The 17870-nt window shown below is 47.1% G+C and carries 16 protein-coding genes, 2 tRNA genes and 3 rRNA genes; 18 read left to right on the top strand and 3 right to left on the bottom strand.

Annotated elements, in window-relative coordinates:
* Positions 1-8: 8 nt before the first annotated feature.
* The 10 genes from rpsE to rplQ all read left to right on the top strand — a co-directional run bounded on the left by rpsE (position 9) and on the right by rplQ (position 5613).
* Positions 9-515, top strand: coding sequence for a 30S ribosomal protein S5 (gene rpsE, locus AB8S08_RS09145; RefSeq protein ID WP_110076601.1), 507 nt, complete (start codon positions 9-11; stop codon positions 513-515).
* Positions 516-521: 6 nt separating this feature from the next.
* Positions 522-704 carry a 50S ribosomal protein L30 gene (gene rpmD / locus AB8S08_RS09140; RefSeq protein ID WP_110076602.1) on the top strand — a complete coding sequence of 61 codons (183 nt, stop codon included), beginning with the start codon at positions 522-524 and terminating at the stop codon, positions 702-704.
* 3 nt (positions 705-707) lie between these two features.
* Positions 708-1142 carry a 50S ribosomal protein L15 gene (rplO, locus tag AB8S08_RS09135; RefSeq protein WP_110076603.1) on the top strand — a complete coding sequence of 145 codons (435 nt, stop codon included), beginning with the start codon at positions 708-710 and terminating at the stop codon, positions 1140-1142.
* 5 nt (positions 1143-1147) lie between these two features.
* Positions 1148-2476, top strand: coding sequence for a preprotein translocase subunit SecY (gene secY, locus AB8S08_RS09130; protein ID WP_153826364.1), 1329 nt, complete (start codon positions 1148-1150; stop codon positions 2474-2476).
* Positions 2477-2501: 25 nt separating this feature from the next.
* A complete protein-coding gene (gene rpmJ / locus AB8S08_RS09125; protein ID WP_055439830.1) occupies positions 2502-2615 on the top strand; it encodes a 50S ribosomal protein L36 in 114 nt (37 codons plus the stop codon).
* Between the two features lie 133 nt (positions 2616-2748).
* A complete protein-coding gene (gene rpsM / locus AB8S08_RS09120) occupies positions 2749-3105 on the top strand; it encodes a 30S ribosomal protein S13 (protein ID WP_110076605.1) in 357 nt (118 codons plus the stop codon).
* Positions 3106-3116: 11 nt separating this feature from the next.
* The gene (rpsK, locus tag AB8S08_RS09115) at positions 3117-3506 is read left to right on the top strand and encodes a 30S ribosomal protein S11 (protein ID WP_026861007.1); all 390 of its coding nucleotides are present in this window, start codon (positions 3117-3119) and stop codon (positions 3504-3506) included.
* Between the two features lie 30 nt (positions 3507-3536).
* Complete coding sequence (gene rpsD, locus AB8S08_RS09110) at positions 3537-4157, top strand: 30S ribosomal protein S4 (RefSeq protein ID WP_110076606.1); 621 nt, start codon at positions 3537-3539, stop codon at positions 4155-4157.
* Between the two features lie 25 nt (positions 4158-4182).
* Complete coding sequence (rpoA, locus tag AB8S08_RS09105) at positions 4183-5172, top strand: DNA-directed RNA polymerase subunit alpha (protein WP_110076607.1); 990 nt, start codon at positions 4183-4185, stop codon at positions 5170-5172.
* Positions 5173-5211: 39 nt separating this feature from the next.
* A complete protein-coding gene (rplQ, locus tag AB8S08_RS09100; RefSeq protein WP_110076608.1) occupies positions 5212-5613 on the top strand; it encodes a 50S ribosomal protein L17 in 402 nt (133 codons plus the stop codon).
* A gap of 116 nt (positions 5614-5729) precedes the next feature.
* Here rplQ and AB8S08_RS09095 read toward each other — a convergent pair whose 3' ends face one another.
* Positions 5730-6482, bottom strand: coding sequence for a hypothetical protein (locus AB8S08_RS09095; RefSeq protein WP_153826365.1), 753 nt, complete (start codon positions 6480-6482; stop codon positions 5730-5732).
* Positions 6483-7066: 584 nt separating this feature from the next.
* Here AB8S08_RS09095 and AB8S08_RS09090 point away from each other — a divergent pair.
* The 8 genes from AB8S08_RS09090 to AB8S08_RS09055 all read left to right on the top strand — a co-directional run bounded on the left by AB8S08_RS09090 (position 7067) and on the right by AB8S08_RS09055 (position 15363).
* Positions 7067-8610: ribosomal RNA gene (locus tag AB8S08_RS09090) — 16S ribosomal RNA — on the top strand.
* 70 nt (positions 8611-8680) lie between these two features.
* Positions 8681-8757, top strand: a tRNA-Ile gene (locus tag AB8S08_RS09085).
* 172 nt (positions 8758-8929) lie between these two features.
* Positions 8930-9005, top strand: a tRNA-Ala gene (locus AB8S08_RS09080).
* A gap of 276 nt (positions 9006-9281) precedes the next feature.
* Positions 9282-12163: ribosomal RNA gene (locus AB8S08_RS09075) — 23S ribosomal RNA — on the top strand.
* Between the two features lie 118 nt (positions 12164-12281).
* Positions 12282-12396 (top strand): 5S ribosomal RNA (gene rrf, locus AB8S08_RS09070).
* The 16S, 23S and 5S rRNA genes sit together here with 2 tRNA genes alongside, the layout of an rRNA operon.
* 246 nt (positions 12397-12642) lie before the next feature.
* Entirely contained in the window at positions 12643-13650 is a 1008-nt protein-coding gene (gene murB, locus AB8S08_RS09065; protein ID WP_110076418.1) for a UDP-N-acetylmuramate dehydrogenase, read from the top strand.
* A complete protein-coding gene (gene birA, locus AB8S08_RS09060) occupies positions 13647-14636 on the top strand; it encodes a bifunctional biotin--[acetyl-CoA-carboxylase] ligase/biotin operon repressor BirA (protein ID WP_369742558.1) in 990 nt (329 codons plus the stop codon). Before murB ends, birA begins: the two co-directional genes overlap by 4 nt.
* Entirely contained in the window at positions 14626-15363 is a 738-nt protein-coding gene (locus AB8S08_RS09055) for a type III pantothenate kinase (protein ID WP_110076416.1), read from the top strand. The genes birA and AB8S08_RS09055 overlap by 11 nt, the downstream gene beginning before the upstream one ends.
* 74 nt (positions 15364-15437) lie before the next feature.
* On the opposite strand, the gene nspC is transcribed toward AB8S08_RS09055, so the two are convergent.
* Together nspC and AB8S08_RS09045 are read right to left on the bottom strand one after the other, a co-directional pair.
* On the bottom strand, positions 15438-16574 hold the full coding sequence (gene nspC / locus AB8S08_RS09050; RefSeq protein WP_110076415.1) for a carboxynorspermidine decarboxylase: 1137 nt from the start codon (positions 16572-16574) through the stop codon (positions 15438-15440).
* A 4-nt stretch (positions 16575-16578) separates the two neighbouring features.
* Entirely contained in the window at positions 16579-17778 is a 1200-nt protein-coding gene (locus tag AB8S08_RS09045) for a saccharopine dehydrogenase family protein (RefSeq protein ID WP_110076414.1), read from the bottom strand.
* Between the last annotated feature and the right edge of the window lie 92 nt (positions 17779-17870).

Here is a 17870-nt window from a genome sequence, read left to right as displayed (position 1 = left end):
AGACGAACATGGCAAATGCAAATGTAGAAGCTCAACAAAGTGACCTGCAAGAAAAGCTGATCACAGTAAACCGTGTAGCTAAAGTTGTTAAAGGTGGTCGTATCTTTAGCTTTACTGCACTGACTGTGGTTGGTGATGGTCAAGGTAAAGTGGGTTTCGGTTATGGTAAAGCACGTGAAGTTCCAGCTGCTATTCAAAAAGCAATGGAAAAAGCGCGCCGCAACATGGTAACCGTGCAGTTGAAAGGTGATACCTTACAACACCCAGTTAAAGGCCGTCATTCAGGTTCACAAGTATTTATGCAACCAGCTTCTGAAGGTACAGGTATCATTGCCGGTGGTGCAATGCGTGCGGTACTAGAAGTAGCCGGTGTACACAACGTGCTTTCAAAAGCATACGGTTCAACCAACCCAATCAACGTTGTTCGTGCCACTATCAAGGCATTGCACAACATGAAATCGCCGGAGCAAGTTGCGGCGAAGCGTGGATTGCGCGTTGACGACATTTTGGGGTAGTGAACAATGGCGAATAAGACAATTAAAGTAACGCAGACGCGTAGCTCTATCGGTCGTTTACCGAAGCATAAAGCTACTCTACGTGGTCTTGGTCTACGCCGTATTGGTCACACTGTAGAGCTGGAAGATACTCCAGCTGTACGTGGCATGGTGAACCAAGTTTATTACATGGTAAAGGTGGAGGACTAAGACATGTTTCTGAATACTATCTCCCCTGCACCTGGTGCGAAAACTAGCAAGAAGCGTCTCGGCCGTGGTATCGGCTCAGGCCTTGGTAAAACTGGTGGACGTGGTCATAAAGGTCAAACTTCTCGTTCTGGTGGCTCTATCAAGCCAGGTTTCGAGGGTGGCCAAATGCCAATCCAACGTCGTTTGCCAAAGTTTGGTTTTACTTCACGTAAGTCATTCGTGACTGCAGAAGTTAACCTGGCAGAGATCGCTAAAGTTGCTGGTGATACCGTAACTGTTGCAGCTTTAAAAGAAGCTGGTTTAATTCGTAAAGACATTCTTAACGTTAAAGTTATTAAGTCTGGCGAAATTAACCGTGCAGTTACTGTACAAGGCATCAAGGTCACCAAAGGCGCCCGCGAAGCTATTGAAGCTGCTGGCGGCAAAATCGAAGGATAGGGCACATGGCTAAACCAGGATTGGAATCTAACAGAGCTCAAGGTGGCACGTCGGAACTTAAACGTCGACTGCTGTTTGTTATCGGCGCGTTAATCGTGTTCCGTGCGGGCTCCTTCGTGCCGATTCCTGGTATAGATGCCGCTGTGTTGGCGCAATTATTCGATCAGCAACGAGACACCATCGTAGCCATGTTTAACATGTTCTCTGGTGGTGCTCTCGAGCGTGCTTCGATTTTTGCACTTGGTATTATGCCGTACATCTCGGCTTCGATTATCATGCAGTTAGCGTCGGTTATTCATCCGCGTTTAGCTGAATTGAAAAAAGAAGGTGAGGCTGGACGGCGTAAGATCAGCCAATATACCCGTTGGGGAACGTTAATTCTCGCAACGGTCCAATCCATTGGTATAGCTACAGGCTTACCAAGCCTGATGCCTGGATTAGTTATTGATCCAAGTTTCGGGTTTTACTTCACTGCTGTAGTAAGTTTAGTCACCGGTACCATGTTCTTAATGTGGTTAGGTGAACAAATTACTGAGCGTGGGATTGGTAACGGTATCTCTATTCTGATCTTCACCGGTATTGTCGCGGGCCTACCGTCAGCCATTGGGCAGACGGCAGAACAAGCGCGTCAAGGTGATTTACCTTTATTACTGTTATTGCTGATTGGCGTTATTGTAGTTGCAGTTACCTATTTTGTTGTTTTCGTAGAGCGCGGACAGCGAAGAATTGTGGTAAACTACGCAAAACGTCAGCAAGGCCGTAAGGTTTTTGCTGCGCAGAGTACACATTTGCCATTGAAAGTTAACATGGCTGGTGTAATTCCGCCGATTTTTGCATCAAGCATTATTTTGTTCCCAGGTACCATCGCAACTTGGTTTGGCCAAGGTGAAGGTGCGGTAGCAAACTTCTTAACAGAGTTGTCCCTGACGTTATCGCCAGGACAGCCTCTTTACGTAATGCTTTATGCTGCGGCAATTATATTCTTCTGTTTCTTCTATACCGCGTTGGTGTTCAACCCTCGCGAGACAGCAGATAACTTGAAGAAGTCTGGTGCGTTCATTCCTGGTATTCGTCCAGGTGAGCAAACCTCACGATACATTGATAAAGTAATGACCCGTTTGACCCTTGCAGGTGCGTTGTACATTACCTTTGTCTGTTTGGTTCCTGAGTTCATGATGATTGCGTGGAACGTTCAATTCTATTTTGGTGGAACGTCTCTATTGATTATCGTCGTGGTTATCATGGATTTTATGGCGCAGGTACAAACTCATTTGATGTCTCATCAATATGATTCTGTCCTGAAGAAAGCTAATCTTAAAGGCTTCGGTCGTTAAGATTGGATAATTACGGAGTGTAGCAATGAAAGTTCGTGCTTCCGTGAAGAAAATCTGCCGTAACTGTAAAGTTATCAAGCGCAACGGTGTTGTGCGAGTAATTTGCAGTGACCCTAAGCATAAGCAGCGGCAAGGTTAATTCGAAGAAGAAGACCGCAGTCAAAAATTATTTTTGGCTGCGGCTTTTAGATGTTTGCAAATTGGCGTCTGGTTGAGTATCCTAACGGGCTTTTCAACTGGTAAGACCCATATAAACTAAAGGAGACGTGTTAGTGGCCCGTATCGCTGGCATTAACGTTCCTGACAATAAGCATGCAGTAATTGCCCTTACTGCGATTTACGGTATCGGCCGTACTCGCTCGAAAGCTATCTTGGCTTCGATCGGTATGGAAGAAAATGCCAAAATCGGCTCTTTGTCAGAAGAAAAATTAGATGAGCTTCGTGACGCAGTAGCAAAATACACTGTTGAAGGCGATCTTCGCCGTGAAGTTTCAATGAATATCAAACGCTTGATGGATCTCGGTTGTTTCCGTGGTCTACGTCATCGTCGTGGCTTGCCTCTACGTGGACAGCGCACTAAAACTAATGCGCGCACCCGTAAAGGTCCGCGTAAACCAATTAAGAAGTAGGGAGTTGAGAAATGGCTAAACAACCAACTCGTACTCGTAAGCGCGTTAAAAAACAAGTCGCTGATGGCATGGCCCACATCCATGCATCTTTCAATAACACCATTGTGACTATCACCGATCGTCAGGGTAATGCCCTGTCATGGGCGACAGCAGGTGGCTCAGGTTTCCGTGGTTCACGTAAATCTACCCCTTTTGCAGCGCAAGTTGCAGCTGAGCGTGCAGGTGAAATGGCAAAGGAATATGGTTTGAAAAACCTTGAAGTGTTCGTTAAGGGCCCAGGTCCTGGCCGCGAATCATCGATTCGTGCGTTGAACGCTGTAGGTTATCGCATCACTAATATTACTGATGTGACTCCTATTCCTCACAACGGTTGTCGTCCGCCTAAGAAACGTCGCGTTTAATAGGCGCCATACGATAGTTGGAGAAAGAACATGGCTAGATATTTGGGTCCAAAACTCAAACTGAGTCGTCGTGAAGGAACAGATTTGTTCCTAAAAAGCGGCGTTCGCGCAATCGATACGAAATGTAAGCTCGAAAGCGCACCGGGTCAGCACGGCGCTCGTCGCGGTCGTTTGTCTGATTACGGTTTACAGTTACGTGAAAAGCAAAAAGTACGTCGTATGTACGGTGTATTAGAAAAGCAATTCCGTAACTATTACAAAGAAGCTGCCCGTATTAAGGGCAACACTGGTGAAAACCTGCTGCAATTGCTTGAGCAACGCCTTGATAACGTGGTGTACCGTATGGGCTTCGCGTCAACTCGTGCTGAAGCGCGCCAGTTGGTAAGCCATAAAGCAGTAGTAGTGAACGGACAGGTAGTCAACATTCCGTCGTTTAAAGTACGTCCGGAAGATGTTGTGTCAGTTCGCGAAAAAGCGAAGAAGCAGGCGCGCATCGCAGCTGCATTGGAACTTGCTGAACAACGTGAGAAGCCAGTGTGGTTGGAAGTAGACAACAGCAAATTGGAAGGTCAGTTCAAACGTCTTCCAGAGCGTTCTGATTTGTCTGCTGAAATTAACGAACAGTTGATCGTAGAGCTTTACTCTAAGTAAAGCTTAAGTATAAAGAGAGGACACAATGCAGGGTTCTGTTACCGAATTCCTAAAACCAAGGCTAGTCGATATTGAACAAATCAGCCCGACTCACGCGAAGGTGACGTTGGAGCCTCTTGAGCGTGGTTTCGGCCACACGCTGGGTAATGCTCTACGCCGCATTTTACTTTCGTCAATGCCAGGTTGTGCAGTGACTGAAGTAGAAATTGCTGGTGTACAACATGAGTACAGTGCTAAAGAGGGCGTTCAGGAAGACATCATCGAGATCTTGTTGAACCTTAAAGGTTTAGCAATCGTCATGGAAAGTAAAGATGAAGCGATTCTGACCTTGAAAAAATCTGGAGCGGGCCCTGTCAAGGCTGGTGATATCACCCATGATGGTGATGTCCAGATCGTTAACCCTGATCACCTGATCTGCACCTTAACTGGTGACACTGAGATCGAAATGTCGATCAAAGTTGAGCGTGGTCGTGGTTACGTTCCAGCTTCGGCACGTCAGTCTGCTGACGATGAAGAGCGTCCAATCGGTCGTCTATTAGTAGATGCATCTTTCAGTCCAGTTGAGCGTATTGCTTACAGTGTTGATTCAGCACGTGTTGAGCAGCGTACCGACTTGGATAAACTGGTTATCGACATGGAAACCAATGGTACATTGGATCCAGAAGAAGCGATTCGTCGTGCAGCAACAATTCTAGCGCAACAGCTAGAAGCATTTGTTGAATTACGCGATGTTAGCGAGCCTGTTGAGAAAGAAGAGAAACCGGAATTCGATCCGATTCTCCTACGTCCAGTAGACGATTTGGAATTAACTGTGCGTTCTGCGAACTGTTTAAAAGCAGAAGCTATTCAGTACATTGGTGACTTAGTGCAGCGCACCGAAGTTGAGTTGTTGAAAACTCCTAACTTGGGTAAAAAATCGCTCACCGAGATCAAAGACGTGCTTGCATCACGTGGTTTGTCTTTAGGCATGCGCCTAGAGAACTGGCCGCCGGCAAGCTTGGTTGATCGCGACTAAGTTCATCTTTTACAGAGAATTACTGAGAAGGGTATAGGTATGCGCCATCGTAAGAGTGGTCGTCAACTCAACCGCAACAGCAGCCATCGCAAAGCGATGTTCAGCAATATGGCAAGCTCTTTGGTTCGTCACGAAGTGATTAAAACCACTTTGCCTAAAGCAAAAGAATTGCGTCGTGTAATTGAACCGCTAATCACATTAGCGAAGCAAGATAGCGTTGCAAATCGCCGTTTGGCTTTTGCTCGCACTCGCGATCAAGAAGTTGTTGGCAAGCTGTTTAACGAATTAGGCCCGCGTTATCAAGAACGCGCTGGTGGTTACACTCGTATTTTGAAGTGTGGCTTCCGCGCTGGCGACAACGCACCAATGGCTTACGTTGAATTAGTTGACCGTCCAGAAGTAGATGCTACTGAAGCTGAAGAAGTTGCAGTAGAAGAATAAGTTCTGTTTATACAGCACTTAAACAAAAAGCCGAGATGTTATGCATCTCGGCTTTTTTGTATTTTATGGTTTGCTTTTTGCTAAGGTTATTTCCGAAAAAACACTAAAGTTACCGGTTAATCGAGATACTCGGTTTCTGCGATCTTGTATCTGGTAGCAATCAGTTCGAGATCTCCTTCCGGAATACCTGCACGGTGTGCAGATCTTAATAAAGCTACTGCCCGTGCTCGTTCCTGGCTCTCGCTGTAATCAGTTACTTCTTCTTGAGCTGAATCACCAGCAATAAGGTCGGCTACGGTTTGGCTTAGATACTGAGTTAATGTAGGTACTGCATCTAATAATGAACGCAGTACTAATTCAAAGCGGGTCAGGTCTTCTACATTGGTACCACGGAGAATAGTATCAGCGGTAGCAGGCTCGACCAAAACAGCAACTTTAACGAGTTCGTGAATCGCGCTAGGGGAGTTATCGCTCGCTAAGTTAACAATAGTGTCCGCATAACTTGGCTCGGCCTCGACTGCAATTTTTACGATATCAGCGGGATCAGCTATTTGTTGTTGCAGCGCAATACTAACGATTTCACTAGTAAAGGCTGGTTCGGCATGAATTGCAGCGCGCATGATGTGCCGGTAATGCATAGGATAACGGTCGAACGCAGCTGCCAAAATAGGAGTTACATGTTGCGGATAATTGCTTAATAATATTCGAACCGAACGTTGGGAGTTAAAATTGCGGCGTTCATAGTAGCGATACATTCTTGAGTAAGTTTCTACCAACCGTTGTTGATCTAGATCTTTACCAGCAACTAATTGCTGTTCGGTTGGTTTGATTTCCTGTGCCACAGTCGGATGAACTGTAGCAGCAAGCATCAAACTCGTTAATGCTATAGATAGGCAACTAACTTTCACGCACACACCCCGTTGTTATTGGTACTTAATGTAAGTACTGAATATTATTGTTTTTATGCTTATGCAAAGACATTAGCACTGTTTATAGACAATAAATAGATAAAATTCGTTCATTGTGATTAAAAAAAAAGCGATCAAACAAAAAAGTGAAAAAAGATCTTGCGCCTTTGAATATGATCCTTATAATTCGCCGCCGTTGTCACCGAGAAGTTAGCGGCAGGGTTAAACCGCCAAATAACGAGTAGGAAATCAACCAAGGTTCAACTCAGTGAAAACTGAAAAAAAGATCGAAAAGGATCTTGACCTGAACCAGGGAAAGCGTAAAATACGCATCCCGCTTCACTGAAGAAGCGAACGCTCTTTAACAATATACCAAGCCAAGCAAACTGTGTGGGCACTTACCGGATTCAGGCAGAGAAGCATCTTCGGATGCAACAAAGGTCATGCTCTCTTTAACAAGAGACGGACCACCTGACTGATTGGAAAAGTGCTTAACAAATTAGATTTTATTAAGTCATTGATTCAATGGGTCGATTAAACACTTTAAATTGAAGAGTTTGATCATGGCTCAGATTGAACGCTGGCGGCAGGCCTAACACATGCAAGTCGAGCGGCAGCGGGGAGTAGCTTGCTACTCTGCCGGCGAGCGGCGGACGGGTGAGTAATGCTTGGGAACTTGCCTTTAGGAGGGGGATAACCACGGGAAACTGTGGCTAATACCGCATAATGTCTACGGACCAAAGCAGGGGATCTTCGGACCTTGCACCTAGAGATAGGCCCAAGTGAGATTAGCTAGTTGGTGGGGTAAAGGCCCACCAAGGCGACGATCTCTAGCTGTTCTGAGAGGATGATCAGCCACACTGGGACTGAGACACGGCCCAGACTCCTACGGGAGGCAGCAGTGGGGAATATTGCACAATGGGGGAAACCCTGATGCAGCCATGCCGCGTGTGTGAAGAAGGCCTTCGGGTTGTAAAGCACTTTCAGTGGTGAGGAAGGCTTGTAGATTAATACTCTACAAGATTGACGTTAGCCACAGAAGAAGCACCGGCTAACTCCGTGCCAGCAGCCGCGGTAATACGGAGGGTGCAAGCGTTAATCGGAATTACTGGGCGTAAAGCGTACGTAGGCGGCTTGTTAAGCAAGATGTGAAATCCCCGGGCTCAACCTGGGAATGGCATTTTGAACTGGCAGGCTCGAGTTCTGAAGAGGGTGGTAGAATTTCCAGTGTAGCGGTGAAATGCGTAGATATTGGAAGGAATACCGGTGGCGAAGGCGGCCACCTGGTCAGAAACTGACGCTGAGGTACGAAAGCGTGGGGAGCAAACAGGATTAGATACCCTGGTAGTCCACGCCGTAAACGATGTCAACTAGTTGTTCGTGTCATAAACGATGTGAGTAACGCAGCTAACGCACTAAGTTGACCGCCTGGGGAGTACGGCCGCAAGGTTAAAACTCAAATGAATTGACGGGGGCCCGCACAAGCGGTGGAGCATGTGGTTTAATTCGATGCAACGCGAAGAACCTTACCATCCCTTGACATCCAGTGAATCATCTAGAGATAGAAGAGTGCCTTCGGGAACACTGAGACAGGTGCTGCATGGCTGTCGTCAGCTCGTGTTGTGAGATGTTGGGTTAAGTCCCGCAACGAGCGCAACCCTTATCCTCAGTTGCCAGCACGTAATGGTGGGAACTCTGTGGAGACTGCCGGTGATAAACCGGAGGAAGGTGGGGACGACGTCAAGTCATCATGGCCCTTACGGGATGGGCTACACACGTGCTACAATGGCGCGTACAATGGGAAGCAAGCTAGCGATAGTAAGCGGATCTCAAAAAGCGCGTCGTAGTCCGGATCGGAGTCTGCAACTCGACTCCGTGAAGTCGGAATCGCTAGTAATCGTGGATCAGAATGCCACGGTGAATACGTTCCCGGGCCTTGTACACACCGCCCGTCACACCATGGGAGTGGGCTGCACCAGAAGTAGATAGCTTAACCTTCGGGAGGGCGTTTACCACGGTGTGGTTCATGACTGGGGTGAAGTCGTAACAAGGTAGCCGTAGGGGAACCTGCGGCTGGATCACCTCCTTATGAAAAAGCCTTGAAGAAGTTAAGTGCTCACACAGATTGCCTGGTTTGGTAGATGTAACGGATAGAAACTGGGTCTGTAGCTCAGCTGGTTAGAGCGCACCCCTGATAAGGGTGAGGTCGGTAGTTCAAGTCTACTCAGACCCACCACTTCTGCGGTTATGCTGCGTTGGAAAGCCACTCACATACTGATGTATGCTTCGTGCCTTCCCGCCTTGCCTAACCTTGAAGTTAGTCTTATCGGTTTGTTGGTTTGGTTGGTTGTTTTCACGAATAACGAACAGCGCCGCGTACGAATAGCGTAGCGCACGAACAACGACACGGGGCCATAGCTCAGCTGGGAGAGCGCCTGCCTTGCACGCAGGAGGTCAGCGGTTCGATCCCGCTTGGCTCCACCATTTCTTAGTTATCGAACAGCGAAGCGTACGAACAGCGCAGCGCACGAATCACGACTAACGAATCACGTTTCTATCCAAAGTTAGCGATAAACATTCTTGCGAGAATCTTTATCAGTAACTTGATGTTACACCGCTCTTTAACAATATGAACAAGCTGATTGTAATAAAGTAATGAAATGCCACTCTACTTGAATCCAAAAATGGTAGAGGCGTATCGAACTTGTGTACAGCAAAGAAACAGCCCATAGAGCTCGAATAAACATTTTCGGGTTGTATGGTTAAGTGACTAAGCGTAGACGGTGGATGCCTAGGCAGTTGGAGGCGATGAAGGACGTACTAACTTGCGATAAGCCATGATGAGGCAGTAAGAGCCGCTTGAGTCATGGATTTCCGAATGGGGAAACCCAGTGTGCATGCACACTATCTTGCACTGAATCCATAGGTGTAAGAAGCGAACCCGGAGAACTGAAACATCTAAGTACCCGGAGGAAAAGAAATCAACCGAGATTTCCCTAGTAGCGGCGAGCGAACGGGAATTAGCCCTTAAGCAATCATGGTTCTAGTGGAATAAGTTGGAAAGCTCAACGATACAGGGTGATAGTCCCGTACACGAAGGAAGCATGAAGGTGAAAACGAGTAGGTCGGGACACGTGTTATCTTGACTGAATATGGGGGGACCATCCTCCAAGGCTAAATACTCCCAACTGACCGATAGTGAACCAGTACCGTGAGGGAAAGGCGAAAAGAACCCCGGCGAGGGGAGTGAAATAGAACCTGAAACCGTCTACGTACAAGCAGTAGGAGCACCTTCGTGGTGTGACTGCGTACCTTTTGTATAATGGGTCAGCGACTTATATTTTGTAGCAAGGTTAACCGAATAGGGGAGCCGTAGGGAAACCGAGTCTTAACTGGGCGTCTAGTTGCAAGGTATAGACCCGAAACCGGGCGATCTAGCCATGGGCAGGTTGAAGATTGAGTAACATCAATTGGAGGACCGAACTCACTAATGTTGAAAAATTAGGAGATGACCTGTGGCTCGGAGTGAAAGGCTAATCAAGCCCGGAGATAGCTGGTTCTCCCCGAAAGCTATTTAGGTAGCGCCTCGGACGAATACCACTGGGGGTAGAGCACTGTTTGGGCTAGGGGGTCATCCCGACTTACCAACCCCATGCAAACTCCGAATACCAGTGAGTACTATCCGGGAGACACACGGCGGGTGCTAACGTCCGTCGTGAAGAGGGAAACAACCCAGACCGCCAGCTAAGGTCCCCAAGTCATGGCTAAGTGGGAAACGATGTGGGAAGGCTTAGACAGCTAGGAGGTTGGCTTAGAAGCAGCCATCCTTTAAAGAAAGCGTAATAGCTCACTAGTCGAGTCGGCCTGCGCGGAAGATGTAACGGGGCTAAGCCATGCACCGAAGCTGCGGCAGCAAACTTGTTTGCTGGGTAGGGGAGCGTTCTGTAAGCCGTTGAAGGTGTGTTGAGAAGCATGCTGGAGGTATCAGAAGTGCGAATGCTGACATGAGTAACGATAATGGGGGTGAAAAACCCCCACGCCGGAAGACCAAGGTTTCCTATCCCATGTTAATCAGGGTAGGGTAAGTCGGCCCCTAAGGCGAGGCCGAAAGGCGTAGTCGATGGGAAACGGGTTAATATTCCCGTACCGACATGAACTGCGATGGGGGGACGGAGAAGGCTAGGCAAGCCGGGTGTTGGTTATCCCGGTGAAAGTATGTAGGTTGGTGGTTTAGGAAAATCCGGACCGCTAAGACTGAGATACGAGACGAGCATCTACGGATGCGAAGTTGTTGATGCCATGCTTCCAGGAAAAGCCTCTAAGCTTCAGGTTCATGTTGACCGTACCCCAAACCGACACAGGTGGTCAGGTAGAGAATACTAAGGCGCTTGAGAGAACTCGGGTGAAGGAACTAGGCAAAATAGTACCGTAACTTCGGGAGAAGGTACGCCAGAGCTGGTGAAGTCCACACGGACGGAGCCGGAGCTGGCCGCAGTGACCAGGTGGCTGGGACTGTTTATTAAAAACACAGCACTCTGCAAAATCGAAAGATGACGTATAGGGTGTGACACCTGCCCGGTGCCGGAAGGTTAATTGATGGGGTTAGCGTAAGCGAAGCTCTTGATCGAAGCCCCGGTAAACGGCGGCCGTAACTATAACGGTCCTAAGGTAGCGAAATTCCTTGTCGGGTAAGTTCCGACCTGCACGAATGGTGTAACCATGGCCACGCTGTCTCCACCCGAGACTCAGTGAAATTGAAATCGCCGTGAAGATGCGGTGTACCCGCGGCTAGACGGAAAGACCCCGTGAACCTTTACTACAGCTTGGCACTGAACATTGAACCTCCATGTGTAGGATAGGTGGGAGGCTATGAAGCGTTGGCGCTAGTTGACGTGGAGCCATCCTTGAAATACCACCCTTGTATGTTTGATGTTCTAACTTAGCCCCATTATCTGGGGTGAGGACAGTGCCTGGTGGGTAGTTTGACTGGGGCGGTCTCCTCCCAAAGAGTAACGGAGGAGCACGAAGGTTGGCTAAGTACGGTCGGACATCGTACGGTTAGTGTAATGGCACAAGCCAGCTTAACTGCGAGACAGACACGTCGAGCAGGTGCGAAAGCAGGTCATAGTGATCCGGTGGTTCTGAATGGAAGGGCCATCGCTCAACGGATAAAAGGTACTCCGGGGATAACAGGCTGATACCGCCCAAGAGTTCATATCGACGGCGGTGTTTGGCACCTCGATGTCGGCTCATCACATCCTGGGGCTGTAGTCGGTCCCAAGGGTATGGCTGTTCGCCATTTAAAGTGGTACGCGAGCTGGGTTTAGAACGTCGTGAGACAGTTCGGTCCCTATCTGCCGTGGGCGTTTGAGAGTTGAGAGGGGTTGCTCCTAGTACGAGAGGACCGGAGTGAACGAACCGCTGGTGTTCGGGTTGTCATGCCAATGGCACTGCCCGGTAGCTACGTTCGGAATCGATAACCGCTGAAAGCATCTAAGCGGGAAGCGAGCCTCAAGATAAGCTCTCACTGACATGTCATTGTCCTAAAGGGTCGTTGGAGACTACAACGTTGATAGGCGGGGTGTGGAAGCGTAGTAATGCGTTGAGCTAACCCGTACTAATTGCCCGTGAGGCTTAACCATACAACACCGAAGGTGTTTAGGGCTGTAGCCAAGACATAAGTTCGAGCTTCTACTAGGCTCAATTAGAGTGGTGCATTACGGCACGACAATCAGCGAATTCATATTGTACAAGTTTACGCCTGGCGGCAATAGCGAAGTGGAACCACCTGATCCATTCCGAACTCAGAAGTGAAACGCTTCCGCGCCGATGGTAGTGTAGGGTCTCCCTATGCGAGAGTAGGTCACCGCCAGGCACCAAATACGAACAACCCCTAGCAGCTATGCTAGGGGTTTTTTCGTTGTGCGTTCGCAATCACAACTCATCAATTGTTGAACGCCAATCAACAGCCAACAGCCAACAGCCAATAGCTAACAGCCAACAGCCAACAGCTAATAGCCAACAGCTAATATCCAATAGCTAATATCCAATAGCTAAAATCCAATAGCTAAAATCCAATAACCATTATCGACTCTAATCTATTTGCCGTATAATTCCGTTTATGATGAATAAAATAGAACAAATTCAGTTACAACAGCTACACACCTTTCGCCTAAAGGCGATTGGGAGCTGTTGTTATATTCTAAAGAACCGTGAGCAAATAGCGGAGCTAGCAAGCCTAGATGACTATCTCGTGCTGGGTGCTGGTAGCAATACGGTTTTTTGTGGCGATTTTGCGGGCACCCTAGTTAAGGTTGAATTGTCTGGTGTTGAATATACTGAACAAGATGATGCGTGGATAATTAAGGCTGCAGCAGGCACTCATTGGCATAGCTTGGTAGAAGCTACTTTAGCTAAGGGAATCTATGGGTTTGAAAACCTGGCCTTGATTCCAGGTACCGTAGGCGCAGCACCGGTGCAAAATATAGGGGCCTATGGTCGCGAAGTAGCCGATTTTATCGAGTCTGTCGAAGTGTGGGATCGTTATACTAAAGTCGTGACGCACTTAACTAAGTCAGACTGTTTATTTGCTTATAGAGAGAGTATATTTAAGCAAGAACCGAATCATTGGGTGATTCTTTCGGTCACTTTTAAGTTGCCCAAACAGTGGCAGGCGATGGTGGACTATGGCGAGCTACGCGAGTTAGGTTGTGAGGCATCGGCTCAACAAATCTTTCAAAAAGTAGTTGCTGTGCGTCAACTTAAGCTTCCCGACCCAGCACAACAGCCTAACGCTGGTAGTTTCTTTAAGAATCCTGAAGTGGACTTACAGCAGATGGAGTGGTTGAGAGACAAGTTTCCTGGCATTCCTTGTTATCCAATAGCCGCAGATCGTTATAAAGTTGCAGCGGGTTGGATGATCGACCATTTGGGCTGGAAGGGACGAGGTATTGGTGGCGTCAGTGTCCATGACCGGCAGGCTCTAGTGCTGGTTAATACTAATCAAGCAACGGGTACTGATCTTATTGAGTTAGCAAGAACAATCAAATCAGCTGTAGTTACGACCTTTAAAGTGGAATTGGAGGCGGAAGTTCGTATTTATGCGAACGGAGCATTAGTTAGCATATGAGAAAAAAAACTCAGAATATTGCACGTGTCATCGAGATTTTAGCTGATGGTAACTTTCACTCTGGCGAAGTCTTGGGTGAAGAGTTAGGCGTTAGTCGCACAGCGGTTAGCCAGTATATGAAAGAACTAGCAAAATTCGGCTTAGACGTTTTTCGTGTTACTGGCAAAGGTTATCGTTTAGCGAAACCGCTTCAGCTGCTTGATCTAGACGCTATTAATCGCGCGTTAGCAAAAGGATCAGGTGCGGCTGCTCCAGTGGTTCACTTAGAGCGTGTCGTTAGTTCCACTAATGACCTACTTAAAGACCGGCTTACCGGTGTGATTGAAAGTGGTGCCACGGTTCTTGCAGAAGCACAGACACAGGGGCGTGGGCGCCGCGGCAAGGCGTGGTTATCGCCCTTTGGAAGTAATCTCTACATGAGTATGTATTGGCGCTTAGAACAGGGCATGGCGGCGGCTATGGGCTTAAGTATTGCTCTTGGCGCTGCGCTTGCGCAGTTGTTTGAGCAAGAAGGGATTTATGGTGTTGAATTAAAGTGGCCAAATGACGTCTTAGTAGGTGGTAGAAAGATCGCCGGAATTCTTATTGATCTGGAAGGCCAAGCAGTTGGCCCAGCACATGCGATAGTGGGTATTGGTATTAATCTCCAAACACCTGATTGGTTCTTAAATGAAGTAGAACAACCTTGGACTGATGTTCAGCGACTTTTAAACAAGCCGATAAATCGAAACATGTGGGCTGCGAAGTTGGTGGCATGCTGTCATAAGACTATTAAAGAATACGAACAAACAGGACTCTCCCCATTTTTAAAACGCTGGCATAAATACGATCGGTTAGCTATGCAACCGGTAAAAATTATTATGGGTGACAAAGAGATTGTGGGTATCGCGGAGGGCATTGATGAAAATGGTGCTTTATTACTTAAACGCGAAGGCAAATTAGAGCGTTATCACGCAGGTGAAGTGAGTTTAAGATATGGAATTTAAGTTATTAGTAGATGCGGGTAATACCCGTGTAAAAACGGCACTAATGGACGCAGAAGGGCATTTAGAACCTTTATTTAATGTAAGTTATAGTGATTTACCTAAACAGCAAATAGAGCATTCATTAAAAGGGATTTGGTTGGCTGAAGTGAGTGGTACTGAGCGGGCGCAACAAGTGGAAGCTTGGCTATCACAATTTGCAGCACCCATCACCACCATTCAGTCTGAACAGACAGCGTTTGGAGTGGAAAACGCTTATGAGACGCCTCAGCACCTTGGCGTCGATCGTTGGTTAGCTTTGATTGGAGCTTATAATGAGGTTCCTAAGGCGACCTTAATTATTGATGCTGGAACAGCGATCACCGTAGATTGGTTGAATGCTGAAGGTAAGCACCTTGGTGGCTGGATTGTACCAGGTGTAGATTTAATGAAGCAGGCGGTAACAGCGCGTGCCCCCAAAGTGTTCTCGGATGCTGATACCGATTGGGGAAAGGCGCAGCAAGTGGGCCGCTCGACGCCTGAGTGTTTAGCTAATGGCTGTGTGAATGCTTTTGTTGGGGTGATTAGACAGGCGCTAGCGGTTTCTGAGACTGAGCTTGATTGGTTTGATTTTCGTGTGTTGTTTAGCGGAGGCTCAACTCCATTGCTACCGGCTGATTTAAAGCGTCGAGGCGAACTCAGAACTGAGTTAGTGCTTCAAGGTTTATCATATTACGCTAAAACTAATTAGTGTGTTGTAGCGACTATAAGAACTTGGTGGCAGATAAAAAGACAGCGTCTTGAAGACGCTGTTTTTGACTGGATTTAAGAAAGCTTGTCTCGAAAATCTTCGTAGGTGAATTTTCTAATGAGTTCAAACTCACCATTGCTACGAAGAATGCCTATGCTTGGATGCTCGACACCATTAAAGAAAGTTGTTTTAACCATGGTGTAATGCATCATATCTTCAAAAATGAGGCGGTCGCCAGGCTGCAATGGTTCAGCAAAGCTATAAGCACCGATAACATCGCCAGCAAGGCATGAATTGCCACCTAGTTTGTAGGTATAAGCTAATTTACCTGCTTCGTCAGCTCCGGTAACCATGGGGCGATAAGGCATTTCTAGCACATCTGGCATGTGAGCTGTTGCAGAAATATCAAGAATAGCGATTTGCCCGTCATTCTCAACGATATCTACCACTTCAGCTACGAGTGGACCCGTACGCCAAGCTACGGCAGAACCGGGCTCAAGAATAACCTGAAGCTTATAGGTTTCTTGTAACCGTTTTAACTGCTTAATTAAATGCTCGACGTCGTACCCAGCACGAGTCATCAAGTGACCACCACCTAAATTAAGCCACTTCATCTGATGCAGTAAGTGACCAAACTTGCTTTCTACAGCGGTAAGCGTTCGCTCTAATGCAAAAGAATCACATTCGCATAAGTTATGTACGTGTAGCCCTTCAATACCACTTAAATCCGCACCTTCAAGATCACATAAACGAATCCCTAAGCGCGAGCCTGGAGCGCTCGGATCATAAAGTTCGGTTTCGGCTTCTTGATGTTCTGGGTTGATGCGCAAGCCAGCAGAGACGCCTGCAGCAAGTGTTTGCTCTTTATAGCGCTGCCACTGACTTAAGCTGTTAAAGGAGATGTGATGAACCAGAGGCAACAATGCATCAATATCAGCTGGTTTGTAAGCCGGAGCATAGGCATGCACCTCGCGTCCGAACTCTTCGGACGCTAAGCGTGCTTCCCAGACTGAACTGGCGGTGCAACCACGTAAATAATTACGCACTACTGGAAAGGTGCTCCACATAGAGAAGCCCTTTAAGGCCAAAATAATATGGGCGCCACTTTCTTGCTGCACTCGTTGCATTAATTCTAAGTTACGTACTAACAACGCCTCGTCACAAACGTAACAAGGCGATGGAATAGCATTATCTAAGTATGGATTCGACATAGTCTTAGCGCTTAAAAGGTGATTCGCATTCAACCACTTGCCACGGTAAACCGTACTGGTTGAGGCGGTTCATAAATTCGTCAGGATCAAATTGTTCCATGTTCCAAACGCCTGGCTTCAGCCAGTGACCTTGCAGCATCATAGATGCGGCAATCATTGCTGGTACCCCAGTGGTATAAGATACTGCTTGAGCACCAACTTCAGCATTACAAGCTGCGTGGTCGCAGTTGTTGTAGATAAAAATAGTTTTTTCTTGACCATCTTTAATACCGGTTACGTAGGTGCCGATACAAGTTAAGCCAGTGTAGCCTTCGGCCAGTGAACCAGGGTTAGGTAATACAGCTTTTAAGAATTCAAGTGGTACGATTTTTTGACCTTGGAACTCAATCGGTTGAATTGAGGTCATGCCAACATTTTCTAAGACTCGTAAATGAGTTAGATATTGGTCACCAAAAGTCATCCAGAAGCGCGCCCGTTTCAACGTTGGGAAGTGCTTAACCAAAGACTCTAACTCTTCATGGAAGAGTAGATAAGATGGACGTACGCCTACGTTTGGATAATCTAAATCTTCACGGACGCTAATTGGATCTGTTTCGTGCCATTCACCATTTTCCCAGAACTTACCACGCTGAGTAATTTCACGGATATTAATCTCAGGGTTAAAGTTGGTAGCAAAAGCTTGACCGTGGTCACCGCCGTTACAGTCAACGATGTCTAGGTAATGAATTTCGTCAAAGTAGTGTTTAGCTGCATAGGCAGTAAAGACGTTAGTTACGCCTGGATCAAAGCCAGCGCCGAGCAACGCCATAATACCTTTTTCTTTGAACTTATCTTGGTAAGCCCACTGCCAAGAGTACTCAAATTTGGCTTCGTCTTTAGGCTCATAATTAGCCGTATCCAAATAATGAACGCCTGTTTCTAAGCATGCATCCATGATTGGAAGGTCTTGATAAGGTAAGGCTACGTTAATAACCAAGCTTGGCTCAACTTGGCGGATAAGAGCAGCGACGTTATCGGCATTGTCAGCGTCAACTTGGTAAACACCAACGACACGGTCTTTACCCGCTTCTTGTTGAAGGGTTTCACATTTTGACAGGGTGCGGCTGGCCAAGTGAATTTCAGAAAAATACTCTGGCAGCATTGCGCATTTTTTTACTACCACACCGGCAACACCGCCGGCACCAATAATTAGAACTCTAGACATGAAAATAACCCTTATCCAGTGGGTGAATACAAAGGGAAAAAGATAGCATACTTTTACAAAAACAGCATCTGCTTGAAGCTTGAGTACGTAAA

The sequence above is a fragment of the Pseudidiomarina sp. PP-1MA genome (genome assembly GCF_041200125.1).
In the GTDB taxonomy this organism is placed as follows: domain Bacteria; phylum Pseudomonadota; class Gammaproteobacteria; order Enterobacterales; family Alteromonadaceae; genus Pseudidiomarina; species Pseudidiomarina fusca.
Note: the sequence above shows the minus strand (reverse complement) of the source record. Positions and strands in the feature narration are given on the sequence as shown.

Bases quoted from the DNA above. Each gene is read 5' to 3' on its own strand.
- rpsK (WP_026861007.1), top strand. From the start codon at position 3,117: ATGGCTAAACAACCAACTCGTACTCGTAAGCGCGTTAAAAAACAAGTC.
- rpsD (WP_110076606.1), top strand. From the start codon at position 3,537: ATGGCTAGATATTTGGGTCCAAAACTCAAACTGAGTCGTCGTGAAGGA.
- AB8S08_RS09045 (WP_110076414.1), bottom strand. From the start codon at position 17,778: ATGTCTAGAGTTCTAATTATTGGTGCCGGCGGTGTTGCCGGTGTGGTA.
- AB8S08_RS09095 (WP_153826365.1), bottom strand. From the start codon at position 6,482: ATGCTTGCTGCTACAGTTCATCCGACTGTGGCACAGGAAATCAAACCA.
- rpmD (WP_110076602.1), top strand. From the start codon at position 522: ATGGCGAATAAGACAATTAAAGTAACGCAGACGCGTAGCTCTATCGGT.
- birA (WP_369742558.1), top strand. From the start codon at position 13,647: ATGAGAAAAAAAACTCAGAATATTGCACGTGTCATCGAGATTTTAGCT.
- nspC (WP_110076415.1), bottom strand. From the start codon at position 16,574: ATGTCGAATCCATACTTAGATAATGCTATTCCATCGCCTTGTTACGTT.
- rplO (WP_110076603.1), top strand. From the start codon at position 708: ATGTTTCTGAATACTATCTCCCCTGCACCTGGTGCGAAAACTAGCAAG.
- secY (WP_153826364.1), top strand. From the start codon at position 1,148: ATGGCTAAACCAGGATTGGAATCTAACAGAGCTCAAGGTGGCACGTCG.
- AB8S08_RS09055 (WP_110076416.1), top strand. From the start codon at position 14,626: ATGGAATTTAAGTTATTAGTAGATGCGGGTAATACCCGTGTAAAAACG.
- rplQ (WP_110076608.1), top strand. From the start codon at position 5,212: ATGCGCCATCGTAAGAGTGGTCGTCAACTCAACCGCAACAGCAGCCAT.
- rpmJ (WP_055439830.1), top strand. From the start codon at position 2,502: ATGAAAGTTCGTGCTTCCGTGAAGAAAATCTGCCGTAACTGTAAAGTT.
- murB (WP_110076418.1), top strand. From the start codon at position 12,643: ATGATGAATAAAATAGAACAAATTCAGTTACAACAGCTACACACCTTT.
- rpoA (WP_110076607.1), top strand. From the start codon at position 4,183: ATGCAGGGTTCTGTTACCGAATTCCTAAAACCAAGGCTAGTCGATATT.
- rpsE (WP_110076601.1), top strand. From the start codon at position 9: ATGGCAAATGCAAATGTAGAAGCTCAACAAAGTGACCTGCAAGAAAAG.